The organism is Borrelia turcica IST7 (assembly GCF_003606285.1).
Taxonomy (GTDB): domain Bacteria; phylum Spirochaetota; class Spirochaetia; order Borreliales; family Borreliaceae; genus Borrelia; species Borrelia turcica.
Window position 1 is genome coordinate 924,981 of the sequence record NZ_CP028884.1, and the last position, 26,463, is coordinate 951,443.

Genomic DNA, 26,463 nt, shown 5'->3' on the forward strand with positions numbered 1-26,463 from the left:
GCAAGGAGTGTGAGTTTTTGAATGAAAAAATTACTGTCAGAGGTGCTAGAGAGCATAATTTAAAGAATATTGATATTGATATTCCGAGGAATAGTTTGGTAGTAATATCTGGTAAGAGTGGTTCTGGTAAGTCTTCTTTGGCTTTTGATACGATTTTTTCAGAAGGACAAAGAAGGTACATGGAGTCTGTATCAGCTTATGCAAGGCAGTTCTTAGGAGTAATGAAGAAACCCAATGTTGACTATATAGGCGGGCTTTCTCCTGCTATCTCAATTGAACAGAGAACAATAAGCAATAATCCAAGATCAACTGTTGGGACAATTACTGAGATTTATGATTATTATAGGTTATTGTTTGCAAAAATTGGGAAGCCATATTGTCCAAATGATGGCAGTCTTATAGAAGAACAATCTTTAGATAAAATAATTAATACTGTTTTAAGTTATGCTGAAGGCTCTAGGGTTATTTTATTTGCTCCCGTTGTTATGGGTGCAAAGGGTACGCACAAGAAAGAGCTTAATAGGATATTAAATAAAGGATTTAATAGGGTAAGAGTGGACTCTAAAGATTATTTAGTAGAAGATGCTGTTAATTTGAGTTTGGATAAAAATAAGAAGCACAATATTGAAATCATAGTAGACAGAATAAAGTTAAGTAGAGATGTAAGAATTAGGCTTTCAGAGTCCATTGAAACTGCTTTATCTGTTTCTAATGGGTATTTACGGGTAGAAATTGAAAATAATTTAGAAAAGGTAGATAAAATTTTTACAGAGCATAATAGTTGTCCTTTATGTGGATTTTCTCTACCTATAATAGAACCAAGACTTTTTTCTTTTAATAGTCCGTTTGGAGCTTGTAGTGAGTGCTCTGGTCTTGGTATTACACTTGAATTTGATTTTGAGAAGATTTGTCCTAATTTGGAGCTTTCTTTTAAAGATGATGCATTTATTACATTTAAAACTAGTTCTTCTTGGGCTGTAGCAATTTTTAGGGGGCTTGCTAACCATTATGGGTTTAGTTTGGATACTCCTGTGAAAGATATTCCAGAAAATGTTCTTAGAAAGATTTTGTATGGGGCAAATGAAAAAATAGACTTTGTTTATCAGTCTAGAGAAATGGAGAGTAAGGAAATGGATGGAGGTTTTCATTATTCTAAGGAATTCGAAGGACTTCTTCCTCTTTTGAAAAGACGTTATCTTACAACAGAATCTGAAAGTGCTAGGTTGTTTTATGAGGGTTTAATGTCTCGCAAAATTTGCAATTCTTGTCAAGGTAAGAGATTAAGTATTGCAGCTTTATCGGTTAAGTTATGTGGAAAAGATATCCAAGAACTTAGCAATCTTTCTGTTATAGATTCTTATTCATTTTTTGAGACGATTAAGCTTGATGATGTTGATACAAAAATTTCTAAGGAAATTTTAAAAGAAATTAAGAATAGGCTTAAGTTTTTGATGGATGTTGGGCTTTCTTATTTGTATTTAGATAGAATATCAGGAACTCTTTCGGGAGGCGAAGCTCAACGCATTAGGCTTGCTACTCAAATAGGGTCAGCTCTTGCTGGGGTTCTTTATGTGCTTGATGAGCCTAGTATTGGATTGCATCAAAGAGATAATGAAAAATTAATAAATACTCTTCTCAATTTGAAGGAACTTGGAAATACAGTTATTGTTGTAGAGCATGATGAACAAACTCTGCGTACTGCTGATTATATTGTTGATATTGGACCTGGAGCTGGGATTCATGGAGGTGAAATAGTTGCTAAGGGGATTTTGTCTGATATTTTAAATAATGAAAATAGTCTTACTGGGAAGTATTTAAGTGGTCTGCTTAAAATAGATGTTCCGAAAGTAAGGCGTAAAGCGGAAAGAGGGGAAATTGTACTTTTGGGCGCTAATAAAAACAATTTAAAAAATATTGATGTTCAAATTCCTTTAGCGCTTTTTACTGTAATAACAGGAGTTTCTGGTAGCGGAAAGAGTACTCTTTTAAATGAAGTATTATATCCGGCTCTTGATAGTAGGTTAAAAGAAAATGTAAATTATTTTGATGGATTTAAAGATATTATTGGGTATGAACAGATCGATAAGATTATTCAGATAAATCAAAAACCAATAGGTAAAACTCCAAGGTCAAATCCTGCAACTTATGTTGGATTTTTTACAGAAATAAGAGAACTCTTTGCAAAATTGCCAGAGTCTAAAGCAAGGGGATTTAAGGCTGGTAGGTTTTCTTTTAATGTTAAGGGAGGTAGATGTGAAAAATGTCAAGGAGATGGGTCTTTAAACATTCAGATGCACTTTTTACCAGATGTTTTTATTCCTTGTGATTTATGTAAGGGTAGGAAATTTAATGAAGAAACTTTAGAAATAAGATATAAGGGTAAAAATATTTATGATGTTTTGGAAATGAGCGTAGTTGAGGCTAAAGATTTTTTTGAAAATATTCCAAAAGTAAATCATTATTTAAAAATTTTAAAGGAAGTTGGACTTGGATATATTAAATTAGGCCAAGCATCAACAACTCTTTCAGGAGGGGAGGCTCAACGTGTCAAATTGGCTTTTGAGCTTGCTAAGCGGAGTACAGGGAAAACTTTTTATATTATTGATGAACCAACAACGGGTTTGCATTTTGATGACATAAGAAAATTGTTAGAAGTATTGCAGCTTCTTGTTGAGAATGGAAATACTGTAGTTCTTATAGAACATAATTTAGATGTAATAAAACAGGCAGATTATATAATAGATTTAGGACCTGAGGGTGGATTATCTGGGGGAGATATTGTTGTATCTGGAACCCCTGAAGAGGTTTCAAAATGCAAAAGTTCCTATACAGGAATGTTTTTAAAAAATCTTTTGTAATATTATTATTAAGTATTTCCAATTTTTTTATCCTGTTTTCTCAAGTAGTTAACGACAAGAAAAAACTTGACAAGAAGGAAAAGTTAACTTTAATGCAAAAAGCTAATTTAAAGGAGCTTGAACTTTCTAGTGATGGAGATTTAAAAAAATGGGCTTTAAAAGAGGGTATTGAAGAAGAAGATGTTTCTAAGATACGAGAGTTACTCTTGAAAAAATTTGGATTATCTCCTGATTTTTTTTCAAAAGATGGGGGTAAAGATGGTGGCAGATATAAAATAATAATTAAAAGTACAGATAATCTTGAAAATTTTACCTACGAACTTACTAAGGATGAAAATATTGTATTTAAAGGAAAAGTTAGTCTTGTCATTGAAGATATCAAAGATAATAAAAAACATAACATTAAAGGTGATAAAATCATTTTTAATAGAAAGACTAAAAAGCTTTTTGCTAGTGGGAATGTTGATTATACGCTTGATTTAACCTCTGATGAGAAGTTATATTTTTACGGCAATGAATTGTTTGTTGATTTTGATTCTCAGAATTTTCTTCTAAAGAATGGAATTATTCAAAAGAAAATGCATAAAAATTTAATTAATCATATTGTTTCATTTGGAGGAAAAATTTTAAAGAGGTTGGATAATGATACAAATATATTAGAAGAGGCTTTTGTTACAACTAGTAAAATGCCAGATCCTTATTATTCTATTAGGGCTTCCAAAATATGGGTTTTGCCTTCTGGAGATTTTGGAGTTGTAAATGCCTTATTTTATATGGGGACAGTTCCTATATTATATATCCCATTCTTTTTTAAACCAGGAGATAGTTTGTTTTTTAATCCTTCTTTAGGATATTCGTCAAGAAAAGGATTTACTCTTTTTAATACAGTCTATTTATTTGGAAAAAAGTCTGTTAATAATGAAGATGCTTCTTTCCTAGATTTTGACTTTAACTCAGTATATAATTCAAATAAAAATCCTTATATTAGAAATGGCTATTTAACTTATTTTTTTGCTAAAGATGTTGTCTCTAGAATTAACAAAGACTATGTTAAATTGATTTTCGATATTTATTCTAATTTAGGATTTTATTCGGGGCTTGATTTTGATGTCAGTGCTACTTTAGGTAGTTTTAAGACTTTTGAAGGTAGTTTTGGTTTAGGGTTTACAAGGACGCTATATAAACATAGCAGTACTGGGAGCTATCGACCTTTTAAAGAGAGAAGCATCAATTATTCTATTTTTAATTTTGATAATTTAAATAAGGGTGACATATTTGGATTTGAGGTTCCTTTTAGATATTTATTTAGGACTAAGTCAGAATTTTTAATAAGTGATGCACTTTTTTCAATGGTTTTTGAGCATTATTCAGATCCTTATGTGATGATTGACTTTAAAAATAGATTAGAAAATTCCACACTTCTTTCCCTTCTTGGTTCTCAGAAAGAAGCTTCAGAAACGGAAAATATGATAAAGACATTTGATTGGAATTTGTCTTCTTTTTATAATCGAACTTTTGATAATAATACTCTTATTGATTATAAATTAAATAATCTCGGGTTTAGTTTTAAATTAGCAGATTCTGATAATATTTATAGTAATGATCCTTTAATAAAGCCAAAAGATGTTATGGATCCAACTAGAAAATGGTTTTATTTAGAGAGGGTGTACATTCCTTATGTTGATATCAATTTTCAAAAAGATCTTTATAATAACAGTTGGGCTTCTTTTTCTGATAATAAGGATAAAGAAATAATTATGACTCCCAAGGTCAAAAATATTGGAGAAGAGAGTGATGATGATCAAGATAAAGAAAATAAAGATAACGCCAAAAAACTTAAGGGAAAAAATGATTTAAGTAAAGATTTATATGTGTCTCCTGAAGTAATAATATCAAATGATTTTAATCATGCAGATTCTTTTTATATTAGATTTGGAATTAATCCTTATTTTAAAAATAATATATTTTTTGATGATTCTAAAATCAAATCTCCTCAGGATTTTAAATATGATGTAAAAAGCTATTTGTTTGATATTAAAAATAAAATAGATTTAAAGCTCCATGCTGATTTGTATAATCGACTTATTACTTTTGAAGAAGTTGTATACCTAAATACGGCTGAGTATAATCCTTTAGATAAAGATTATAATTTGGTAGAAAAAGATAAGAAAGGAGAGCATGCAGTTATTAATAAAATAAATTTAGATTTGCTACCTTTCATTATGTATCCTGCTTTTTCTAGGAGTAGTATTAAAGTTGAGAATAAAATTACCCTTTATTCATTTGACAAAAAATATGATAGAGAAGCTAAAGTTCTGGATGGAAAGAGTAGTAGTGTCTTTTGGAAGAGTCCTGAAACTCTTTATCAAGAGTTAAATATTAATTTGATTTATGATTACAGATATTTTACTACTAGCCTTTCAAGTTTGCTGAAAAATACCTTTGAAAATATACATGCATCTTCTGAACTTAAGTTTGCTTTAGAATTTCCTTATTTATTACAAGAGGTAGGTATTGGAGTAAAATATGATAAAAAATTTAAAGAAGAAAATAAATCTAAGCTTTCAAAGACGACTGTTAGTACAGGGCCTTTAAGACCAGTTTCGCCTTATAAAGGTTTGGAAATGAGTCCTGCTTTATATTATAAAATAGAGCCGAAATATTTAGATTATTTTAAGGTTGCCTTGTTGGCTGCCTATGATCCTTTGATTAATAGAGTTTCTGAACTTTCCTTTAAGCTAAATGCTTATGATTTTGAGCTTACATTTGCAATGAAGGATGAGTTTGAATATAAATATGATAAATTGATAGGTGATTTTTTAAGAGTAGGAACTACTACTAAACTTGTTCCTTATGCTCTAAACTCTCAATATAAAAGAGATTTATATACTTTTAAATTTTTTGATGAAAAATTTTCAGTTGGATTAGGAATAGATGCTGGGTGGAAAATTAATTTGCAAAAATTTGTTGATGATAATGAACTTTGGGCTGAATTTAGTCTTAAATTTAAATATACTGAATTTTTTGAATTGTACTTTTCTACTCGTTCTATTAATACGAAGACTTTTAAGTATTTTGGAGGATATATGAATCAGGCTGGTCTTCAAGCAGTCAATATTTTCTCAGATTTATTGAAGTCATTTAATTTCTTTAATTTACAGGATAGAAAAGATTCATTATTTAAGATTAAAAAAATTAGTACAGGCTTTAAATTTAATTTTTATGATTGGAAGTTTGTAGGGGAATATGATTTAAATCCAGATATCTTAAAGGATTCTAGTAGTGGTAGGTATTCTTCTATATGGAGAAATAATTTTTCAATTTATATTTCCTGGAATTTCTTCGAACCTATTAAGGCATCATTTGAAAGTAATTCAAGTACAGATTATGAACTTTTAATTAATCGTGAAACTAAAAAATAATATTCTTGTATAGAGTTTAAGTGTCTGAAGAGAATATTTTAATAAAGACCTTGATACATATAAGTATAGGATTCGAATCTTAGTGAATTTGATGATAATTAAAGCTTAGAGTGAAAAATCAAAGATAAGTTTTATATATAAGAAATACAATTTTAATTATTAGATTATCATTTAGTTAATCTTTTATTATCTTTAAATTTATATGTCACAATGGTAGATAGGGAGCAGAAAACAAGTATTAGTATAACAAATATATTTATAGCACTCATAAGATTAGATAAAATAGAGCACAGTAATAATACTAGTAATGAAAATAAACGAGATATTGTACTATTAATAGAAGTTATAGTTCCTAAAACTCTTGAATCTATATTTTTTCGTAAAAAATATTCTAAATTATTAGAGTAAAGAGCAACTACAATGACTAAAAATATAATTAAAGTAGTAAACATATAAATATGTGAAACTATTTTTATTAAAATTGATAATAAAGTTATGATAGCTAAAATAATGTAAATATCGTATTTTGAATGTTTAATTTTCTTAAATATCCATGCTCCTATCATATCCGATAAACGAAATAATATATATATGGTCCCAAATATGCTAATGGGTATATTTTTATCAGTAAAAATTACTTGCCAGTATAAATAAAAGGGTTGAAAAAAGAACTGAATAGCACTAATTAAAATAAATAATTCTAAGAGTATTCTAGATTTTAAGAATTTCATTATATCTTTCCTGAACTTTACAAGATATAGTGTGACCTCTTCCTTATTATATTTATAATCTGTATTTTTATCACTTGATATAAAAAGAATTGTAATTAAGGAAGATAATAAATATAAAAATAATGAAATAAGGTAAATTTTTGTATCAATATGTAAAAATAATATACTTCCTATGTACCCACCTAAAATAGCACCAATACTTAAAATTATTTTTCTAGATGAAATAAATGCTTTTAATTTTTTCGAGCTATTTTGATATATACGATTAAAGCTAATATCAATTGTACCAGTATTTACTGCAGATGACATTCCGTATATAAACCAAGCAATACAAAGACTAGCAAATGATGAAACTTTAAAAATAATAAAATAAGAAAACATTGATAGAAAAATAGATATTAAGTAAACAATTTTTCTATCAAAAATATCTGAAATTATACCTGAGGGAAATTCAAAAATAATAATTGCAAGCATATAGAATATTTGCACGATGGCAATATCTTTTAATGCTAAACCTTTATTTATTAGAATAATAGTCAAAACTGCGTGAGGGAGTGTTCTTGCTAATTCTGATAAAAACAATGAACAAAAATAATATTTTTTATGTGCATGCTTTATCATACAGACTCTTCTTTTCTAAAAAATTTTCATAATTTTAAATATCAAAAATAATAGAGCTTACTATATATCCAAATAACAATTGCTTTTCTTGATTTATTTCAACCTTAAAAATCAATGGAACTTCTTTAAATAATTTAAACCCAATTTATCTTATTTACTAATCTAGTTAATAAAATGACTGCAAAAATGAATGATGCAGTCATTTTATTAACTGCATCCCAATGTTAGTGAAGAATAATAAAGTAATACTTTCCTCTTTTTACTATGTGTTATGGAAAAAAAGCTAATCTCAATGTTGCTCTCTAATCTTTAATAATAGTACCTCCAATATTCTCTATTCCTTTGCTAAGTTTATCAAGTGATGTAATAATTGCTACTCTTCCTCCACTAGACTTTACAAACTCCATGCTAGCCTGAACTTTAGGCAGCATAGACCCTGCTGCAAAATGTCCTTCATCTATGTACTTCTCCATCTCTATAGTATTAACCTCATCCAATAAAATCTCATCTGATTTACCAAAATTTAATGCAACCTTCTCGACTGCTGTAAGTATAATCAACATATCAGCTTCTACATCCTGTGCCAATCTAGATGAGGCAAAATCTTTATCAATTACTGCACTCACTCCTTCAATATTTCCCTTTAAATCTCTTGCAATAGGCACTCCACCTCCGCCACAGGCAATAACTATAAATTTCTTCCTAATTAATTCCTTTATTGCTCCAGTCTCTACTATCTCTACTGGCCTTGGGGAAGCTACTACTCTTCTATATCCCCTGCCACTATCCTCTCTTAAAACATATCCCTTACTCTTCTCAAGTTCTAATGCTGTAGCTTTATCATAAAACGGTCCAATCGGTTTACTAGGATTCTTAAATCCTTTATCTTCTTTATCTACTATTACTTGAGTAATCAATACAGCAACATCTCTATTCATACCTCTTTCATTAAACTCATTTCTTAATGCCTGTTCAATATGATACCCTATCATCCCTTGACTCATAGCTCCACATACATCAAATGGCATAGTAGGAGTTTCATGTTTAGCCAATTCATTTTGAAGCACTATCCTGCCTACTTGAGGACCATTACCATGACTAATAATTACATCATGTCCACTTTCAATTAAATCTACAATACCTACAACACTTTTCTTTATAACCTCTAATTGTCTCTCAGCGGTTGCCTCACCACTTCCATCCTCTAATGCATTTCCTCCAAGGCATACAACAATCCTTTTACTATCCATTTTACACACACTCCTTTTCTATAATTAAATATATACATTGGCCATTATTACTAAAATACATATTACAAATTCAATAACAAATAATGGCAAAACAAATCTAACCCAACTTCCATATCCTAATCTTGCAATTCCTAACACTGCCATTATAACTCCAGTAGGAGTTAATAAATTAACAAGACCAGATGCTGTTTGCATAGCAATAACAACAGAAGCTCTTGGCATTTCCAAAAAATCAGCCAAAGGTGCCATTATTGGCATCGTAAGACTTGCATGCCCAGAAGATGAGGGTACAATAAATCCTATCAATATTTGGACAATCTCATTTAAAACTATAAACAATGCTTTTGGTAATCCGTACAAAAAATCAGCTGCTGCATTCAATATTGTAGCTGTAATCAATCCATCATCAGCTACTATCATAACTCCTCTAGCTATTCCAATAATAATAGCAGCTGTCATCATATCCTTAGCGCCCTCTATAAATGCATCCCACATCTGAGATTCGCTCATCTTACAAATAAGAGCCGAAAGAATTGCTGTTCCAAGATATAACATAGTCATCTCTTGCATCCACCAACCAAGCTGTATAATACTATATGTTAAAAATAAAATCATTATTCCATATAAGAGTAAAACTATTTTGCGTCCATTTGTAAATTCTAGTATATTAGCTCCACTGCTTCCACCATTATCTTTAACGAATACATTATAATGTTCTTCCTTTTGTGCGTAAACAATAGATTTAGTAGGGTCATTCTTTACTTTTACTGCATACACTAAAACATATATTATTGCAACCAAAGTAGATACCACATATAAAATAAGACGAAAATAAAATCCATCATTTAAATCAATCCCAGCTATTGCTGACGCAATTCCTGTTGCAAATGGATTAATAGTAGATGCCATGGTTCCTATTCCAGCTCCCAATGCAATAATTGAAACAGCCACTATCATATCATAGCCTAAGGCCAATACTAAAGGAATCATAACAAGATAAAATGGAAGTGTTTCTTCACACATTCCTGTTGTAGTTCCACCTATTGAAAAAATAAACATCATAAAAGGAATAAGAAGTTTATCCTTATTCCCCATCTTTCTTATTGCTGCAGCTATTCCTGCATCAACCGCTCCGGTTCTTAAAATTACACCATAAGCTCCACCAACAATTAAAATAAATACAATAACCTCAACCGCATGTTCCATGCCTTTAGCCATTGAAGTCAAAACGGTATAAATACCATCCAAAAATCCCCGAGGAGCCCTTTCCACTGTATGATAAGTTCCAGCTACAATGACCTCTTTCATACTTCCATTAACTTCTCTCATCTCTTTAGAAAATTCACCGGCAGGAAGTACATAGGTTAATATCGTCATAAGCACTATTAAAGAAAATATTATTGTAAAACTACTCGGAATTTTGATTTTCCCAATCATGCTATCCCTCCTAATACATCTCACATTTTCCTAGCAGAATATAAATAAAATTACCCCAAAGTTGCAACCATTACAGCCTTAATAGTATGTAATCTATTTTCAGCCTCATCAAATACAATAGACTGACTACTCTCAAAAACATCATCCGTAACTTCAACACCTTCAAGTCCATATTTATCAAATATTTCCTTGCCAACCACTGTATTTAAATCATGAAAAGCAGGTAAACAATGCATAAATATCGCATCTCTCTTTGCTAATTTCATAAGTTCTTTATTAACTTGATATGGTTTTAGAAGCTTTATTCTTTCATCCCAATTAACCTCTCCCATAGATACCCAAACATCAGTATAAACAACATCAACATCTTTCACTGTTTCTTCAATAGAACTAGAAATAGTAACTCTACCTCCGCTCTTATCCGCTATCACTCTTACTCTGTCTACCAATTCTGAGTCTGGGAAAAGCTCTTTAGGAGCAAATATTCTAAAATCCATTCCCATCAAAGCACAACCTTCCATCAAAGAATTAGCAACATTATTTCTGCCATCTCCACAAAATACCATTTTCAAATTTTTTAAACATCCCTTATGTTCTTCAATGGACATAAAATCAGCAAGTACTTGTGTAGGGTGAGCAATATCTGTTAGTCCATTATAAACTGGAACATTAGAATACTTAGCCAAATCCTCTACAGCTTGCTGAGAAAATCCTCTAAATTCAATAGCATCATACATTCTTCCCAATACTCTTGCGGTATCCGCAATCGATTCCTTCTTCCCTATTTGACTACCCGTTGGCCCCAAATAAGTAACCCTAGCTCCTTGATCATAAGCAGCAACTTCAAATGCACATCTTGTTCTTGTTGAATCCTTTTCAAAGATTATAACTATATTCTTTCCCTTAAGTTTCTGCTCTTCAACTCCGGTATACTTAGCTCTTTTTAAATTATGAGACAAATCAAGTAAATATTTAACTTCCTTTTGAGTAAAATCTAAAATCCTTAAAAAACTTCTGTTTCGTAAATTATACATAATATCTTTCCTTCCTTAATTAAATGTCTTCCCTTATTAAAGGCATTGACATACATCTTGGTCCACCTCTTCCTCGTGAAAGCTCACTAGAAGGAATTTCATGGACTTTAATTCCAAATTTTTCAAGTAGCCTATTAGTAACATGATTTCTAGAATAAACTACAACTTCTCCGGGAGCTATTGCTAAAGTATTAGCACCATCATTCCATTGTTCTCTTGCTCCATGGATTAAATCTCCTCCAGCGCAATTTATTATATTCACCTTAGATCCAAGATAGAAACCTAAAATATCTTCCAATTTTGCCTTCTCACTCTTAACTTTAATATTTCCAGAGCCCGCATCATAAGTTAAAGCATAAATAGTAAATCTCATATCATCACTGCTAAAACTTGTAAAGGTATTATGATCTATTTGAGTAAAAACTGTATCTAAATGCATATAAGCTCTACTCTGTGGAATTTGAAAAGCTAAAATAGTACTAAAAGATGCTTTTGCTTCAAAAAGTTTTCGAGCCACTTTTTCAACAGATTCAGCCTCAGTTCTTTCAGAGACACCAATAGCCAAAACCTCTCGACTCAAAATTAATTCATCACCACCTTCCAAAGTAGTATCTTCGTCCCTAGTAAACCATATAGGTACATTTTCTTTGTAAACAGGATGATATCTGAAAATATAGTCTGCAAATATTGTCTCTCTTCTCCTTGTTCTAGTTCTCATCCTATTTATTGTTACTCCATTACCAATACTTGCAAAAGGATCTCTTGTAAAGAGTACATTAGGCATAGGATCCGTAATTAAAGGATATTCACTGTTTACCAAATAATTAAGGGAATCAGATTTATAATTCTTAAGTTCATCTCTAGTAACTCCTGCTATCATCTTTGAAATCATATCCTTAATAGACATATTATAAAAATAATCTTTTAAAGCCTTAGTCTTATTTTCAGTTCTAATTCCTGCTTCAAGAATAAACTGAGATATAAACTTATCTTTAATTTCATCACTGCTAGAAATAGTTTCACTAATTAAATCTTCAATGTAGACAACTTCAACTCCATTATTTCTTAAAGTATCCGCAAAAGCATCATGTTCTTGTCTTGCAACTTCAAGATAAGGAATATCATCAAATAACAATCTTTGCATTATTGAAGGTGTCAAGTTCTCTAGTTCTTCTCCAGGTCTATGTAGTAAAACTTTTTTTAAACGACCTATTTCTGAAAATACATTAATTGGTTTTAAACATTTCATAACAAAACCCCTTTATAAAAAAAGTTTAAAAACTTTAATTATGTTTACATATTAAAACTTAAATAATAAAAAATCAATATAATTTAAAACTTATAAAAATATACAAAAAGTTACATAAAAAATGCTTAATCGAATATGATAAAATAATGACATGCAATGTTTTCAATATATATTGAGTTTAATAAGTTACTTATTAATATGTTCTTGCGCTTTATTCAATAATAGCGAACAAAAAAGTAATAATACTTCTAACATTTTTCTAACCCATAACTCGCCCTCTAGTCAGTCTCTTGTAACCAATATGACATATACTCAATATCATGTACCTCTACATAAAATTGAAAAAATATTACAACAAACAGAAGAACCCCATTTATTGAAAATGATAGCAATCGACTTAAAAATTAATCCTCAAAAATTAGAAGAAATAAAAAATTATCTATTAGCCTATAAAAAACATCTAAATAACTCACAAGAATGGGAAATATTTCTTGAAAAAAGCAATGTAAATGGATATTTAAATATCAAAATTGATACAAGCTTCATGAAAAAATCTAACGAAATTCACTCAAATTTATCTAATAAAAGAATAACAGAAATAACCGAAACACAAATGTACCTAGAAAAAGAAATTTTAGCATTACTAGAACAAATATTTCACGAAAAAAATATGGGATACATATCTTTTAAAAATATTAATTCTTTTTTTCCTCAAGAGGATGTGACAAATTATTCCATAAATAAAGACACAATTAACGGAAAAGAATACATAACTCCCCATATAATAGCAAATCAATTATTAAAAATTAAAGACAAGCAATACTTTAATCGCTTTATGCTTTTTCTTAAAATTGAAGATAACAAAATAAAAGAAATACTTCAAAAACAAAAAATTGCTGATGAAAATCATTCTTCTTACAATTCAACACAATTAAAGGAAAATTTAAATTTCAAAAACAACCATAGCCTAATTCCCAACATCATAGATCCAGATACAGGTATAGAAATAACACCACAGAAGTTAAGATCCCTTTTATCAAATGGAGACATAATACTAATAAAACCAAAAATAGATTGGACTGAGTTTTTTTATTTTTGGCAACATGTAGGAGTATTCGATTCCAATAAGTACGATAATACAAAAAAATTTATATTTAAGGGAGAAGATAGCTTTGATATAAAATCTGTAATTACAAGTAATCAAATTAAGTTCGAAACAGCATCTGTTCAAGGGTCTGGATATGAAAAACTCTCAACTTATGTACAAGCAAGAATATTAAAAATATTATCACCTATAACAGATACAAGAACCATCCAAAGGGCAATAAATTTTGGAAGAAATAGATATGTTGACAACAATTTCGGATACATGGTACCCTTACTTTCTTCTAATATGTGGTCTGACTCATTTAACCTTGAAGAGATTCATCATAAAACTTATTGTTCATTGGTAGTTGACAGAATATACAGAGTAGCTGGTCTAAATGTATCAAGAAACTACGAAATATCTGGCATAGTAACACCTGGAGAAATAAATGCAGCTGCCTATGATTTTTACATGTCATACACAATAACAGGAATATTCCCAAGTGTATTACCAAAAAGAGTAATTAAACCAACTCTTAAAGAAAAGTTTATAGGATATAATAGAGAAATAATAGACAAAATAGAAACAAAGCGTTCAAATGAAAAAATCTTTGGTAAACCTTGCAACATAACTAATGTTTGGTGCTTAGGAGGTTAATCTAAATTTAACATGAAAAAATATTATGCATGTATTTTACCTGATAAAAATGAAAAAACTATTTTTACATCTTGGGAAGAATGTAAAAGTAATATCATAGGGAAAAAAAATAAAATAAAAAGCTTTAAAACAAAAGAAGAAGCAGAAAATTGGCTAATAGGAGTTTCAAATAGCAATACTTACCCAGTAGGAATATACTTTGACTCTGGAACTGGAAGAGGGAAAGGCGTGGAAATTAGAGTTGTCAATGAAAAAGGAGTGTCCATATTAAACAAAATAATAGACCAAAGTTTAATTAACGATCATAACAATTATTATGTGAAAGATTTTGATGGAATTAGCAATAATTATGGAGAACTTCTTGGATTATATATTGCACTAAAAATAGCATTAAAGGAAGATGTAAAAAATATATATGGAGATAGTAAATTAGTAATCGACTATTGGTCCAAAGGATTTTACAATAAAAAATTAAAAGAAACTACTATCAAGTTAATCAAAAATGTAATCAAACTAAGAAATGATTTTGAAGACAAAGGTGGACAAATACTATTTATCTCTGGAGATAATAATATTGCAGATCTTGGCTTTCATAAAAGGTGAATTAATACTTTATAAGTAATATGCAGATAAAAACCATTATTAAAACAATATGTATGATATTATCTATAATTTCATGTACAACAATAGAACCACAAAAAGAATACGAAACAAAGTTTGACATAATAGAATCCCATGCAGAATATATTAGTATAAATACTATTAAAGCAACAAACGAATATATTTACATCGAACTCACAAATAGAAGTCAAGAAATCGTAAAAATAAACTGGCAACATACAAGTTTAAATTCTAAAAATATTGTTACAACAAAAGATGATCTTAAATTAATAAATAATCTAGGACAATATAACAACAAATATAAAGAATTTTTTATCGGACCTGATACCTCTCAAGAATTTACAATTTACTTATTAGATAACCATAATAAAAACACACAAATTTCAACTAATAAATCAGAAGAACACAGCTATTCATTTAATAAAATCACATATCCCGCTATTCTAAAACTCAGCATAGTGAAAGCCAATATCGACACAAATAAAACTATCAATATTCTAATATCAAGAATCCCAAAATCCGATTTTTAATATGGTAACAAAGTTTTATCTTTTTGATTCTCTATAGCTTTCTTAATCATGTTTTCTGTACTCTTCATTTCTTCTCTTGCTTCACTTATATCATCATAATATCTTTTTTCTGCAACATTTATACTACTCTTAACTTTTTGCATTGTTTTGCCTAACTCATATAATATTTTTTATTAGTTTCCTTAATTCTAGAAGTTCTTACTTACTGAGGATCAGAGTCAGCAGTATTAATAATGTCTTTCATTTTATCAAGCTTGTACTTTATTTACTTTATCTGTAGCTATTGCATCAACCTATCTTTAGCTTTAGACTTAATTTCATGAGGTTAATTTTCAAGTTTTTCAATAACAGGATTCTTCTGACCACTTTCAGTATACTGTCATCCATCGAAATCTTCGAACTTACCTCCTTATTGACCTGTTTTTCTTCCTTATTAATAACAGACTCACCACTTACATACATATTATGGCCTGATAATTAACCAACACAAAATAATGAGAGGTAAAGCTTTTAATTTCTTTAAAGAGTGTATGATTATAGCTGTTGATTCTTTTAATACTAACGGCAAGCTTTTCAACATTAAAGAACTTAAATATGAATTTAGGCAAGTTTTATCTAGCAAGGGATATAATGTTGCGTCTAATGGTGTTATCGTTAAAGACTTCTTCGATCACTTCACTGGTCTTGATAAAAAAAGTGAGGTTAAACTTAAAGGAACAGGAACAACAAAATTTCATTCTCAAGACACCATAGAAAACAAAATAATTCCCGATGAAGTTGCAAGGCTTAACCAACTACTCAACTTTAAGAATAAAGATACTATTAAAGAAAACTCACAAATACTTACATTCCTTCTAAAAAAGATACTACTTAGTAAATCCAAGGTTGTTCTTCTTGATTTATTTCAATTTGATTTCCTTAAGAGTAAGTTCCCTAATTTAAGTAAACAGAGGCATAAAAGTATTATTGACATACTTAACCGTAATATTGTGCTTATTAAAGAGAAAATTAAATTTACAGATTAAAGGATTAAAGTTAGAGTCGGTCAAACATCAGTTACAAATATCTATTAAAGAAATAATATGTTATAATATTATATATATTTAACTATACTGCCTTATTTAAAAAATTAAAATACATGTAAGGAGGTATAGCATGTGTCTCAAAACAATTCTATTAGCTCTAATTTTAACATTTACAGTTACAGTATCTTCATTTGCCGATTGTGAAAATTGCTGGTTTTGTTCATGTCCTACTACAAATAACTAACTGTTTGATTAAGTCTTTCTTCTTAGGGGAAAGGCTCTATTTCCTTTTAAAAGTTACAATAGTGACTAAGGAGATTACATGAGATCCTTAATAAGATATTTTTTGATTACATCTCTGGTTATACAGGCTTGTGCTTGTAGAGAAACAGAAGATTGTTCTACCTGTTTGTATAACTGCCATTGCAATACTCCCGAAACAATACAAGAAAAAATAAAAAAAGAAATAGAAAATATAAATCAGAAAACAAAAAAATTTGTTAAAGAGATAGAAGAAGATATAGATAATGACACAGAAGCAATAATCATTAAGACTAACTGTCCTAAATGTATTTGGGGTTGCAACTGTGTGGAAAAAATATATATAAGGAAAAAACATAAAAACGTAGAACAACCGGATCAAAATAAATAATTAATACCTTAAGTAACAAACCACAATATTGTGATTATTAAAGAAAAAATTAAACTTACAGATTAAAGGAGATTATATGAGAGTCACTGCTACAGGAGGTTTTAATAACCCAAATGATTTAGCTAACGCTATTAACAACATAATAGAAAAACTTGAAGGAGAGGGTAGAGAAGTTATTAATATAAAGTATGATATTTCTGATCTATCTGGTGATATTTATGCTACAGAATTTCACTATGCACTAATTCTTTTCAAGTAAAGATAAGACCTTATAGCCTTATCTTTACTTGAAATTCACTAAGATTCGAAATAATTTAAACGAATCTTTTATTATCTTTAAATTTATATGTCACAATGGTAAATATTTAAGAAAATTAAACATTCAAAATACGATATTTACATTATTTTAGCTATCATAACTTTATTATCAATTTTAATAAAAATAGTTTCACATATTTATATATATACTAATACTTATTTTCTGCGCCCTATCCATGTTCCTATCATATACTTGCTAATATAAATAAAAAGGTTGAAAAAAGAACTGAATAGCACTAATTAAAATACATAATTCTAAGAGTATTCTAGATTTTAAGAATTTAATTATATCTTTCCTGAACTTTACAAGATATAGTGCAACATCTTTCTCTTAATATAGTTTTGGATTTTAATTATTAGTAATCTTCAGATTCAATTAATGTCAACAATAAAATTTTAGGTATACTAGGGCAATTCTTAGCGCAAATGCTTAAAAAGCCCCAGTATACTTCTTTTCTTTTCTCGATAACAAAAACTTTTATGTCAATTTGTCCCTATTTCTCAAGTAAGACTTAAAATATTCCTATTGTGTATTATTTTCTTGCCTTAAGAGAACCTTCTCATAAGCTCTCAAAAAAGGTAAATAAATCAATGTAGAGAGTATTAATAATAATAAAGATAATATAAGAGCCTTTAAGTCAAGTCCAGTAGAAATGAAAGCCGCAAGTACTGATGGTGTTGTCCAGGGAACTAAAGCCCTAACTCTCTCAATGAATCCGAAATTCGTTAAAGAATATGCAATAACTACATTAACTAAAGGAACTAATATAAAAGGAATACCTAAAATAGGATTTAAAACAATTGGAGAACCAAAAACCATAGGTTCATTGATGTTGAAAAGACCAGGAACAAAAGAAAGTCTACCTATAGTCCTTAAATGCTGAGCCTTGCTCAACATCATGGCAGCAGCAAGCCCAAGAGTCGCTCCGCATCCTCCAATGTACACAAGTGAGTCAAGAAATCCTCCAGCTAAAATATGAGGAAGAGGATTATTATCTGATAAAGCTTTTACATTAACCTCAAGATTTGCCAAAATTATTGGGTTAAGCAAAGCAATAATAACACTACTTCCATGAAGACCACAAAACCAAAATACATGGACAATTAAGACAATAACTAAAGTTCCAATTAAAGTATCACTAACATATAAAAGAGGTCTAAACATACTTATAATTATTTCTGGTAACAGATTCCCTGTTATACCTTGAACAAAGAGATTTGCAGTTTGTGCAATAAGTGTGAGTAAGATAACAGGAATCAAAGCTTCAAAGGATTTTGCAACAGCAGGAGGAACACTTTCTGGAAGTTTAATTGTTATTTTTCTGTTTATTAAAAACCTATATAGTTCAACTGAAAAAATAGCAGCAATAATACCTGTGAAAACCCCCTGAGCACCAAGATATCTTGCATCTATGACAGGAAACCATCCTCCAGGAGAAATTGCCCATTTAGCTGTCTCTCCTCCATAAGGAATCCAATCTGATTGTCCACCTAAAATTAAAAAGGTAAAAAGAGAAAGAAATCCCCCTGTAATCCCACTAATTTTGTAAAAATTTGACAAACTATATCCAATACCAAAAACTACAAAAATAGCCATAATCCCCATGCTTACATAAAAGGGTTGAACAAGATTTCCCTTGTATTTCGCCATCAAATCAACATACCACTGTTGATATAAAAAATTACTAGGATCAGTAAATGGTAAATTAACTAAAAGAAGAACAAAAGATCCTACTATTAAAAAAGGCATTGAAAAAACAAATCCATCTCTAATAGCAATTAAATATTTATTTGAAGCAACTTTACTAGCAATGGGAACTAAACTAGCCTCGATAAATTCCTGCAGTTTCATAAAACCTCCTAACTTAATAATGAATATTATTCTTATTAATTATGCTTAATGGATATAACATATCGTTGACATATAATTAAATGTTTTATCCATAGCATTTAATTATACACTTTTAAAAATTAATATTATTTGATATGATAAAATAAATTTAAAATAAATAAAAATATTGAAGTTGGTTTAGTATGAATAAAAAAGAATATACTATTGAAGAGTTAATAGATGAAGTCAGTATGCCTATTGTAGCTTATGCTGGGGAGGCTAAAAGTTTTTTAAGAGAAGCTTTAGCACATGCAAAAGTTGGTGACTATGAAAAATCTAGAGAAATTATAGAAGAAAGTAGAGCATCTATTGCTAAAGCACACGAAGCACATAGAGATGTCGTGAAATATTCAACAATTAATCCGGATTCTATTAAAACACCATTTATTTTAATTCATGCAGAAGATCATTTAATGTCTGCAATTTCCGAATTAAGTATTTTTGAAGAATTAATACAGGTCTATAAAGTAATTAATGAACTAAGAAAACAGGAGAAATTATGAACGTATTGCTTGTATGTGAAGCAGGAATGTCCACAAGCATGTTAGTGCAAAAAATGGAAAAATATGCCAATGAGCATAACATGAATGTAAAAATTGAATCTGCGGGGATATCAAAATTTAATGAAATGATTGATAATTTTGATGTTGCTTTACTGGCACCACAAGTGAGATTTAGCAAAGGAAAACTAGAAGAGGTTGCAAAGCCAAAAGGCATTCCTGTTGAATCAATAAATACAATTGATTATGGCACAATGAATGGAGGAAATGTATTAAAACTTGCTTTTGATGCAGTATCTAAAAGGTAAATTTTAAAGGACACTTCATATGAGAGAAATAGGAATATCAATATACCCTAATGTGAGCTCTAAAAATAAAATTATCGAATATCTTGAAAAAAGTGCATCTCTTGGGTTTACAAGAGTATTTACATCTCTGCTTTATATTGATGGTGATGAGTTTAATACCTTTAAAGAAGTCCTTGATATTGCAAACAAATGGGAAATGAAACCAATTGTGGATGTAGCTCCTAATATTTTTAAGAAACTAAATATTGATCTTACAGACCTTAGAAACTGTTTAAAACTTGATTATTTCAAAAAACTTGGAGCGTGGGCTATTAGACTTGACTGTCCATTTACAGGAATTGAAGAGTCATTAATGACTTTTAATGAGTCTAACTTAAAAATAGAATTGAATATAAGTAGTATCAATAAACATATAAATACAATAATGTTTTTCAAACCAAACAAAGACAATTTATTAGGATGCCATAATTTTTATCCACATAAATACACAGGGCTTTCAAGAGATTTCTTTAGAACAACAACAAAAGCATTTAAACAAAATTCAATACCCACATCCGCTTTTGTTAGCTCACTCAAAGCAAAAGAGTGCGCAAGAGGATTTGAAAAAGATGGAGTCCCTACAATAGAAGAGCATAGAAATAAAGATATTGATGTTCAAACTAAAGATCTTTTTAAAGAAGGCATGGATGCTGTTATTATTTCAAATTGTTTTCCAAGTGATTTGGAACTAGAGAAGATGGCTAAAGTAAATAGATATATATTAGAATTAAAAGCCGACCTAAATCCCAAAATCAACCCCATAGAAAGAGAGATAATTTTGGAAAACTTGCACTTTAATAGAGGAGATATCACTCCCTATAGGATTCGGTCAACCATGTCAAGAGTATATTATAAAGATATAAACTTTTCACTACACTCTCCCGATGAAATAAAAAGAGGAGATATCCTAATAGATTCTTCAGAATATTTAGGATACGGCGGCGAACTTCAAATAGCTCTTAAAGACACGCCCAATAATGGACTTGTTAATGTAGTTGGCAGAATACATGAAGAGGAATTGTATCTTCTTGATGAAATAGAAGCTTGGGAAAAATTTAAAATCATAGAAAATAAATAAAAAAGACAATTAAACAAGCTAGAGCAACATCTGCAGAGATAGCTTTATCTTTGGCCTTTTTTATCTCTTCTATATTTATTCCTGCAAATTCAGATACCTCATGTGTTTTTTCTGAAGCGCTTTTTAAATGAGCTGTGGCAGATGAAATTAAATTTACTGCACTTGTAAAAGCTATTCTGATTGTGTTTTCATCTGATTCGTTTAGCTTATCGAAGCTACAGAAAAAGCTAAAAACGAAATAGTAGAAGCAGAAAAGGCAGTAAAAGAGTCATTAGAGAAAATCAACACAGAAAATACAAACAATGTAAAGCTTAAAGATATAAAAGAAATAGCAGAATTAGTAGTAAAAATAGCTGAAAACACAAAGAAAGTAGCGCAAGAAGTTGTAGATTCATTAAACACTTAAACAATCAAAATAAAAGAAAAAATGAATAAGAAAAATATACTTATTCATTTTTTCCTATTAAATTTTTTAAATTTTAAACTTAAATATCAAAACTACCAGCTAGCTTAAAACTCTTATAGAATATTTTTTACCTCATTGGGCTTAAGGTATCAAAAATATTTTTTGATACACAGGTTAGATCTTGAAAAACTTGTATACAGCATTGATTCTGATTCAACTAATTAAATTTAAAATGAATTAAAAAACGACAAAGAGAGCTTCTAGTTATTTAATAAATGCTTTAAGGAGATGAAGCTTTTAATTAAAAAATATTTAAATGTTTAAAAAATAATCATAATATGCTATATGTAATATATAAATTTTGACTAAAAGCTTTAATCAATCTTGCATAGTTTAATTTTTGGTTAATAAGATGGACTTATTTTTAGGGGTATAAGTTAAAGGTTAAATCGAGATTAATTATTGTTTTAGATGTGTGATAGTGGAGACAGGACCATGATTAAGACATTAATGTTGTTATTATTAATTGTAAATTTTAGTTTTTTGCAAGCCAATTCTTTTGAAGCTCTAAATCAAGAGTACCAAAGAGTTCTAGAAAATTATAACTCTGGTGTGACTGAGGGATTTTCTATAAAGAAAGATGATGATTATGTGAATCATTACATAAATAAATTAAAATCTATAAATAATAAGCTAAGCTTACTTAAAGATGATAGGGTTAAATACCTTGGTAGTGATATTAATTTTCAAATCGCTTCAATGATTCAGCATGCAAAGGGAGATAGCAATTCTTCTGATAGCTATTCAATACTTTTAAGCACAAAAAAAACGCTTCTAGATTTAATTTCTTCTGGAGACTTTAAAGGCTTAGAAAAATCAGTTAGAAGTGATTCATATAGAATATTGGGAGATGTAAACTTATCTCTTTTGAAATATATGGGAGGAAGAGAGTTAATGAAGGTATCAAGTGAGGCTAAAAATGCTTTAGAGAAGTCTTTAGAGATTGACGAGCAGAATGCACTTGCAAATATTTCTTTATCGACATGGTACCTATACTCACCAAGAATTGCAGGGGGTAATCCTCGAGAGACAATAAGACTGGCTCTTAAGGGTTTAAAGTATAGTAAAAATAGTGTGGAGAAATATTTAGCAAATATATGGACAAGTCAAGGGTATTTTCTGCTGAAGCAGACAAAAGAACAAGAGAAATATCTAAATGATGCTTCTGCTATATTTCCCAATGGAGTTTTTCATAAAATGGTAGGTGAGAAAAACAAGTTGGGAGAATTACCTTAATTTTAGGTAGGATTGATTGGAGAAATATTTATGAAGGTGAAGATTTTATTAATTTTCTTAGTATCAGTCAATTTGTTTGGGTTTGAAAATGAATTAAGGAAGTATGTAGAAAGAATTGAGTATATTCATACCAATTATTATGCAGGAAATTTTAAAGTTAGTATTGCTAAGTCTGTAGAGGGATTTATTTATTCTCTTAATCAGGTTGAGAAGGATATTTTACTAAATTATGAGCATGATAGTATTCAGTATAATTATTTAAACTTGCTTATTTCTTTAGTGTTGTGTGATATTGCTTATGTGATAGATGATATTGATGAACATGATAACTTGATTATTAGGATAGTAAAGAATTATGATATTGGATTTAAGTTTTCCTTTAATAAGGGTACATTTTCTGATTATTTTAGAGTGTTAGGAGATCTTGCTTTAAACTTAATTTCTCATGACTTTTCTAACTTTTATTCTTATGTTGTAAACGGTAAGAGGTTTTTACAAAAAGCATTAGCAATGGATGGGAAAAATTTTAGAGTTAATATTCCATTAGCGATGTTTTATACAGCCAATGCTACAAGCAAAACATTTAATAATAATTTATTTGCAGCTCATTATCTTAACAGAGCGGAAGAGATTCCTTTAAGTAGCAGGCAGAAATATTTAAGAGAAATTATTAAAAGTTCTTTTTTAGCTAGAATTAATAGAAGAGTTGAAGCGATAGACTGTTTAAAATCTGCTGTTAAAATATTTCCCAATAGTTATCTTGCAGCTATTGCGATTGAAAAGTTGGAGAAAGGCAAGCCTTTCTTTTAATCAAGGATAGGGTTAAAGATGTGAGACTCAATTTAATTAATGTTAACAAGAGTTACAAGACTTTCAAAGAAATCGTGCACGCGAACAAGGATATAACGCTTGATTTGAAAGCAAGAGATATGGTTTGGATCTCTGGCTCAACAGGTAGTGGAAAGACTACTCTAGTTAATTTAATAGCAGGAATAGATACACAGGACAGTGGAGATGTAATATTTGATTCTCTGTCTTTAAGTAACATGAGGGAAAGACAGAGAACTCTTTTTAGAAGATATAATATGGGGCTCATATTTCAACATTTTGAGCTTATTGCTAGCCTTACCGGATTTGAAAATATTTTATTGCCGTTAAGATTTTCAAATAAAAGTCATAAGCAAGCAAAGAATAGAGTAGCTGAATTAGTTAAGTTATTTAATCTTGAAAGCTTCGTCGATAGAAAACCTAAACATATGTCTGGTGGACAAAGACAGAGAATAGGAATAGCAAGGGCATTTGTTTATGAACCTAAATTGATACTTGGAGATGAGATAACAAGTCATTTGGATCTCAAGACAGCTACTTTTATTTACTCCGTCGTAAAGCATTATATAGAAGAAAAGGGAGCAATTGGGATATTTATTTCTCATGATTCAAATTTAGAAAAGTTTGCCAACAAATTTTACAGAATAGAAGATGGAATATTGTCTTTAAGGAGTGAGTATGCTTAAGTTGGCTTTTTTTAATATCTTAAGAGATATAAAAAGATCTGTAATGATTTCACTACTTTTAATAAATTCAGTAGTATTTTTATTGCTTTTTATTGGGTATATGAATTATAGCAGTGAGGGTATGCAGTTAGGGCTTGTCTCCTCAACGGGACATATTCAAATTGCTCGGAAGAATTACTTTAATCCCAAATTTAGTAGCATTAAGAATAGTTTAATGCTTGAAGAGTATGAGATATTGCAAATCAGAGAGGAGATAGATAGTTATAAAGAATTAAGCTCCAGTAATTTAATAGTAAATTTTGAAGGGCTACTTGGCAATGCTTTAGGGAGTAAACCTTTTTTTGCATCAGCTTTTGAGAATCCAGATTTTGCTACCAGAAGTCTTTCTTTAGTAGAAGGTCGACCTATTTTTGATGATATTGTTGGGGATTTCTTAATCGGTGGTAGATTTGCATCCTCTCTTGGCATAGAAAATTTAACAGAAGAGAATTCTAGATTAACCTTAATGACTGATTTATTTGGAGAAGGTCTTGTTTTGCAAGATGTTAAGTTAGCAGGAATTATTAAATTTCCAACCTCTCAAACGGATAGTATGATAGCAATTACGAGCATCAAGACGCTTGAAAGTTTGTTTGATTTTAAGGGTGGTGCGCATGTAATACAGGTGTTCTTGAAAAACAATTCTATGTTAGAGGATTTTAAGCAAAAATTAAGCTCTTTTAAGCTTAAAAGTAACCTAGATTTTGAATATAGTGATTGGTATGAAATCAATCCATCTTTTAAGTCTATTGTAGGGATGAATAAGATGATATTTACTTTCATATTAGTATTAATATTATTGCTTATATTCATATCATTTTTTCAAATTATGACAGCTTTAAGCCTTGAGCGCACTAGGGAGCTAGGGACTTTAAGAGCAATTGGCCTTACAAAACTAGAGCTTTTCTCTACCTTGTTCTTAGAAATATTTATTCTTGCTGTCTTTAACATAAGCTTAGGAATCGAGATTGCCTATCTTTTAAAGTTTTTAATTGGAGTGCAAAGGATAGAATTCTCACCACCAGGGTATACAGAATCTTATTTAGTCAATGTATTATATTATCCAAGTGATATTGCATTTGTATCATTCTTTATTTTGCTAATAACACTCTCATCTTCAATCCTACCATTCATTAAGGCAAGCAAGAGATCGATAGTGGAGGTAATGAATGATATATAGAGTCTTTATTCTCATTTGCCTTTACCTTGTTAATTTTCTGTATTCTAGTGAAACAAATGCTTTAATAAAGGATTTTTCTAACCTGTCTTTTCCTAAGCTAGATCCAGGAATTTATGTCATAAATATGTTTTATGAAATTTATTCAGATGGCACCTTAAAGGAGAAAAGCAAGGGATTATCATTTATTAGTTCCAGTAATTTAAATGCTAAATTGGTTTACATAGAAGGGAAGAAATCAGATTTTGCATATCTTGCTCTTAAAGATATAGGTTATTACATGCTCAGTAGTAAGTCTTCAAATCCGATTAAAGTTAGTCCATCTTATAAGGTTAAAGGCTTATCTTCATTGCAAGATATTATTGGTTTAAACTTTGAGGAGGACTTTAGTTTGCTTAAGCGAGAGGGAAATTGTATAGAGTTTAAGTCAAATAAAGCTTCTCTTTATCCTTTTGTTGATCTGGTTAAGCTTGCATCAGATCAATTTGTAACAATACATAAAGATAGAAATTCTAACGCTTTAAAGGAAGTGTTTTACCAAGGGAGAAGTATTAATGGGGTTAATACTTTTGCCTACATTGAGGTTAAGGAAAAGAATTTTGAAAATTATCAAACAAAAATCTTCACAAGTAATTTTTTAAAAACCAATTTAAACAATTCTATTCTTAGTTTAAAAGGGTTTAACAGGGTGTTTGATTTTGCTAAAAGTTATTTGAAATAGGA

General features: G+C 29.6%; 25 protein-coding genes. 17 read left to right on the plus strand and 8 right to left on the minus strand.

All coding sequences use genetic code 11. The annotated features are described in order from the left end of the window. Nucleotides 1-17 precede the first annotated feature (17 nt). Together uvrA and DB313_RS04400 are read left to right on the plus strand one after the other, a co-directional pair. Nucleotides 18-2,858, plus strand: a complete 2,841-nt coding sequence (gene uvrA, locus DB313_RS04395) for an excinuclease ABC subunit UvrA (protein WP_120104688.1) — start codon at nt 18-20, stop codon at nt 2,856-2,858. Continuing rightward, on the plus strand, nt 2,813-6,280 hold the full coding sequence (locus tag DB313_RS04400) for an LPS-assembly protein LptD (protein ID WP_120104603.1): 3,468 nt from the start codon (nt 2,813-2,815) through the stop codon (nt 6,278-6,280). Before uvrA ends, DB313_RS04400 begins: the two co-directional genes overlap by 46 nt. A 167-nt stretch (nt 6,281-6,447) precedes the next feature. On the opposite strand, the gene DB313_RS04405 is transcribed toward DB313_RS04400, so the two are convergent. From DB313_RS04405 to arcA, 5 genes are all read right to left on the minus strand, one after another. Continuing rightward, the gene (locus DB313_RS04405; protein ID WP_120104604.1) at nt 6,448-7,632 is read right to left on the minus strand and encodes an MFS transporter; all 1,185 of its coding nucleotides are present in this window, start codon (nt 7,630-7,632) and stop codon (nt 6,448-6,450) included. Nucleotides 7,633-7,934: 302 nt separating this feature from the next. Beyond that, a complete protein-coding gene (gene arcC / locus DB313_RS04410) occupies nt 7,935-8,882 on the minus strand; it encodes a carbamate kinase (RefSeq protein WP_120104605.1) in 948 nt (315 codons plus the stop codon). Nucleotides 8,883-8,906: 24 nt separating this feature from the next. After that, nucleotides 8,907-10,319, minus strand: coding sequence for a YfcC family protein (locus tag DB313_RS04415; protein ID WP_120104606.1), 1,413 nt, complete (start codon nt 10,317-10,319; stop codon nt 8,907-8,909). Between the two features lie 50 nt (nt 10,320-10,369). Next, nucleotides 10,370-11,353, minus strand: a complete 984-nt coding sequence (gene argF, locus DB313_RS04420; protein ID WP_120104607.1) for an ornithine carbamoyltransferase — start codon at nt 11,351-11,353, stop codon at nt 10,370-10,372. Between the two features lie 19 nt (nt 11,354-11,372). Further along, a complete protein-coding gene (gene arcA / locus DB313_RS04425; protein ID WP_120104608.1) occupies nt 11,373-12,602 on the minus strand; it encodes an arginine deiminase in 1,230 nt (409 codons plus the stop codon). A gap of 151 nt (nt 12,603-12,753) precedes the next feature. Between arcA and DB313_RS04430 the strand changes: the two genes are divergently transcribed. The 3 genes from DB313_RS04430 to DB313_RS04440 are packed head-to-tail and all read left to right on the plus strand — an operon-like array spanning nt 12,754 to nt 15,497. After that, nucleotides 12,754-14,346: a hypothetical protein gene (locus DB313_RS04430; protein ID WP_120104609.1), complete on the plus strand. Its 1,593-nt coding sequence runs from the start codon at nt 12,754-12,756 to the stop codon at nt 14,344-14,346. 12 nt (nt 14,347-14,358) lie between these two features. Further along, a complete protein-coding gene (locus DB313_RS04435) occupies nt 14,359-14,949 on the plus strand; it encodes a ribonuclease H1 domain-containing protein (protein ID WP_120104610.1) in 591 nt (196 codons plus the stop codon). Between the two features lie 20 nt (nt 14,950-14,969). Beyond that, complete coding sequence (locus DB313_RS04440; RefSeq protein WP_120104611.1) at nt 14,970-15,497, plus strand: hypothetical protein; 528 nt, start codon at nt 14,970-14,972, stop codon at nt 15,495-15,497. On the opposite strand, the gene DB313_RS06415 is transcribed toward DB313_RS04440, so the two are convergent. After that, nucleotides 15,494-15,640 (minus strand): hypothetical protein, encoded by a 147-nt coding sequence (locus DB313_RS06415; RefSeq protein ID WP_161555015.1) that lies wholly within the window; start codon nt 15,638-15,640, stop codon nt 15,494-15,496. The genes DB313_RS04440 and DB313_RS06415 overlap by 4 nt on opposite strands. A gap of 387 nt (nt 15,641-16,027) precedes the next feature. Between DB313_RS06415 and DB313_RS04445 the strand changes: the two genes are divergently transcribed. From DB313_RS04445 to DB313_RS04455, 3 genes are all read left to right on the plus strand, one after another. Then, a complete protein-coding gene (locus tag DB313_RS04445) occupies nt 16,028-16,522 on the plus strand; it encodes a hypothetical protein (protein WP_120104612.1) in 495 nt (164 codons plus the stop codon). A gap of 322 nt (nt 16,523-16,844) precedes the next feature. Next, nucleotides 16,845-17,174, plus strand: coding sequence for a hypothetical protein (locus tag DB313_RS06420; RefSeq protein ID WP_161555016.1), 330 nt, complete (start codon nt 16,845-16,847; stop codon nt 17,172-17,174). Nucleotides 17,175-17,250: 76 nt separating this feature from the next. Further along, on the plus strand, nt 17,251-17,433 hold the full coding sequence (locus DB313_RS04455; RefSeq protein WP_120104614.1) for a hypothetical protein: 183 nt from the start codon (nt 17,251-17,253) through the stop codon (nt 17,431-17,433). Nucleotides 17,434-18,015: 582 nt separating this feature from the next. Here DB313_RS04455 and celB read toward each other — a convergent pair. After that, nucleotides 18,016-19,344, minus strand: coding sequence for a PTS cellobiose transporter subunit IIC (celB, locus tag DB313_RS04465; RefSeq protein ID WP_120104615.1), 1,329 nt, complete (start codon nt 19,342-19,344; stop codon nt 18,016-18,018). 182 nt (nt 19,345-19,526) lie between these two features. On the opposite strand from celB, the gene DB313_RS04470 reads away from it, so the two are divergent. From DB313_RS04470 to DB313_RS04480, 3 genes are read left to right on the plus strand one after another with little or no spacing between them, the layout of a single operon-like run. Further along, nucleotides 19,527-19,886, plus strand: a complete 360-nt coding sequence (locus tag DB313_RS04470; RefSeq protein WP_120104616.1) for a PTS lactose/cellobiose transporter subunit IIA — start codon at nt 19,527-19,529, stop codon at nt 19,884-19,886. Then, complete coding sequence (locus DB313_RS04475; protein ID WP_120104617.1) at nt 19,883-20,191, plus strand: PTS sugar transporter subunit IIB; 309 nt, start codon at nt 19,883-19,885, stop codon at nt 20,189-20,191. Before DB313_RS04470 ends, DB313_RS04475 begins: the two co-directional genes overlap by 4 nt. A gap of 19 nt (nt 20,192-20,210) precedes the next feature. Next, nucleotides 20,211-21,308, plus strand: a complete 1,098-nt coding sequence (locus DB313_RS04480; protein WP_120104618.1) for a DUF871 domain-containing protein — start codon at nt 20,211-20,213, stop codon at nt 21,306-21,308. Here the strand turns inward: DB313_RS04480 and DB313_RS06605 are convergent. Continuing rightward, nucleotides 21,292-21,489, minus strand: a complete 198-nt coding sequence (locus DB313_RS06605; protein WP_120104689.1) for an OspD family protein — start codon at nt 21,487-21,489, stop codon at nt 21,292-21,294. The genes DB313_RS04480 and DB313_RS06605 overlap by 17 nt on opposite strands. 57 nt (nt 21,490-21,546) lie before the next feature. Here DB313_RS06605 and DB313_RS06610 point away from each other — a divergent pair, with 57 nt between their 5' ends. The 6 genes from DB313_RS06610 to DB313_RS04515 all read left to right on the plus strand — a co-directional run bounded on the left by DB313_RS06610 (nt 21,547) and on the right by DB313_RS04515 (nt 26,461). After that, nucleotides 21,547-21,714, plus strand: a complete 168-nt coding sequence (locus DB313_RS06610) for an OspD family protein (RefSeq protein WP_420808996.1) — start codon at nt 21,547-21,549, stop codon at nt 21,712-21,714. 495 nt (nt 21,715-22,209) lie between these two features. Further along, nucleotides 22,210-23,010 (plus strand): hypothetical protein, encoded by an 801-nt coding sequence (locus DB313_RS04495; protein ID WP_120104619.1) that lies wholly within the window; start codon nt 22,210-22,212, stop codon nt 23,008-23,010. A 30-nt stretch (nt 23,011-23,040) separates the two neighbouring features. Next, entirely contained in the window at nt 23,041-23,820 is a 780-nt protein-coding gene (locus DB313_RS04500; RefSeq protein WP_120104620.1) for a hypothetical protein, read from the plus strand. Between the two features lie 20 nt (nt 23,821-23,840). Then, complete coding sequence (locus DB313_RS04505; RefSeq protein ID WP_120104621.1) at nt 23,841-24,524, plus strand: ABC transporter ATP-binding protein; 684 nt, start codon at nt 23,841-23,843, stop codon at nt 24,522-24,524. Beyond that, nucleotides 24,517-25,743, plus strand: coding sequence for an ABC transporter permease (locus tag DB313_RS04510; RefSeq protein WP_120104622.1), 1,227 nt, complete (start codon nt 24,517-24,519; stop codon nt 25,741-25,743). The genes DB313_RS04505 and DB313_RS04510 overlap by 8 nt, the downstream gene beginning before the upstream one ends. Next, nucleotides 25,733-26,461, plus strand: coding sequence for a hypothetical protein (locus DB313_RS04515; protein ID WP_120104623.1), 729 nt, complete (start codon nt 25,733-25,735; stop codon nt 26,459-26,461). The genes DB313_RS04510 and DB313_RS04515 overlap by 11 nt, the downstream gene beginning before the upstream one ends. Nucleotides 26,462-26,463 lie beyond the last annotated feature (2 nt).

What these genes read in the sequence shown, in the direction of transcription:
- arcA (WP_120104608.1), bottom strand. Translation starts at nt 12,602, where the DNA reads ATGAAATGTTTAAAACCAATTAATGTATTTTCAGAAATAGGTCGTTTA.
- DB313_RS04405 (WP_120104604.1), bottom strand. Translation starts at nt 7,632, where the DNA reads ATGATAAAGCATGCACATAAAAAATATTATTTTTGTTCATTGTTTTTA.
- DB313_RS04455 (WP_120104614.1), top strand. Translation starts at nt 17,251, where the DNA reads ATGAGAGTCACTGCTACAGGAGGTTTTAATAACCCAAATGATTTAGCT.
- DB313_RS04440 (WP_120104611.1), top strand. Translation starts at nt 14,970, where the DNA reads ATGCAGATAAAAACCATTATTAAAACAATATGTATGATATTATCTATA.
- arcC (WP_120104605.1), bottom strand. Translation starts at nt 8,882, where the DNA reads ATGGATAGTAAAAGGATTGTTGTATGCCTTGGAGGAAATGCATTAGAG.
- DB313_RS06420 (WP_161555016.1), top strand. Translation starts at nt 16,845, where the DNA reads ATGAGATCCTTAATAAGATATTTTTTGATTACATCTCTGGTTATACAG.
- celB (WP_120104615.1), bottom strand. Translation starts at nt 19,344, where the DNA reads ATGAAACTGCAGGAATTTATCGAGGCTAGTTTAGTTCCCATTGCTAGT.
- DB313_RS04470 (WP_120104616.1), top strand. Translation starts at nt 19,527, where the DNA reads ATGAATAAAAAAGAATATACTATTGAAGAGTTAATAGATGAAGTCAGT.
- DB313_RS04415 (WP_120104606.1), bottom strand. Translation starts at nt 10,319, where the DNA reads ATGATTGGGAAAATCAAAATTCCGAGTAGTTTTACAATAATATTTTCT.
- DB313_RS06415 (WP_161555015.1), bottom strand. Translation starts at nt 15,640, where the DNA reads ATGCAAAAAGTTAAGAGTAGTATAAATGTTGCAGAAAAAAGATATTAT.
- DB313_RS04445 (WP_120104612.1), top strand. Translation starts at nt 16,028, where the DNA reads ATGATTATAGCTGTTGATTCTTTTAATACTAACGGCAAGCTTTTCAAC.
- DB313_RS04510 (WP_120104622.1), top strand. Translation starts at nt 24,517, where the DNA reads ATGCTTAAGTTGGCTTTTTTTAATATCTTAAGAGATATAAAAAGATCT.
- DB313_RS04430 (WP_120104609.1), top strand. Translation starts at nt 12,754, where the DNA reads ATGCAATGTTTTCAATATATATTGAGTTTAATAAGTTACTTATTAATA.
- argF (WP_120104607.1), bottom strand. Translation starts at nt 11,353, where the DNA reads ATGTATAATTTACGAAACAGAAGTTTTTTAAGGATTTTAGATTTTACT.
- DB313_RS04480 (WP_120104618.1), top strand. Translation starts at nt 20,211, where the DNA reads ATGAGAGAAATAGGAATATCAATATACCCTAATGTGAGCTCTAAAAAT.
- DB313_RS04400 (WP_120104603.1), top strand. Translation starts at nt 2,813, where the DNA reads ATGCAAAAGTTCCTATACAGGAATGTTTTTAAAAAATCTTTTGTAATA.
- DB313_RS04435 (WP_120104610.1), top strand. Translation starts at nt 14,359, where the DNA reads ATGAAAAAATATTATGCATGTATTTTACCTGATAAAAATGAAAAAACT.
- DB313_RS04495 (WP_120104619.1), top strand. Translation starts at nt 22,210, where the DNA reads ATGATTAAGACATTAATGTTGTTATTATTAATTGTAAATTTTAGTTTT.
- DB313_RS04475 (WP_120104617.1), top strand. Translation starts at nt 19,883, where the DNA reads ATGAACGTATTGCTTGTATGTGAAGCAGGAATGTCCACAAGCATGTTA.
- DB313_RS04500 (WP_120104620.1), top strand. Translation starts at nt 23,041, where the DNA reads ATGAAGGTGAAGATTTTATTAATTTTCTTAGTATCAGTCAATTTGTTT.
- DB313_RS04515 (WP_120104623.1), top strand. Translation starts at nt 25,733, where the DNA reads ATGATATATAGAGTCTTTATTCTCATTTGCCTTTACCTTGTTAATTTT.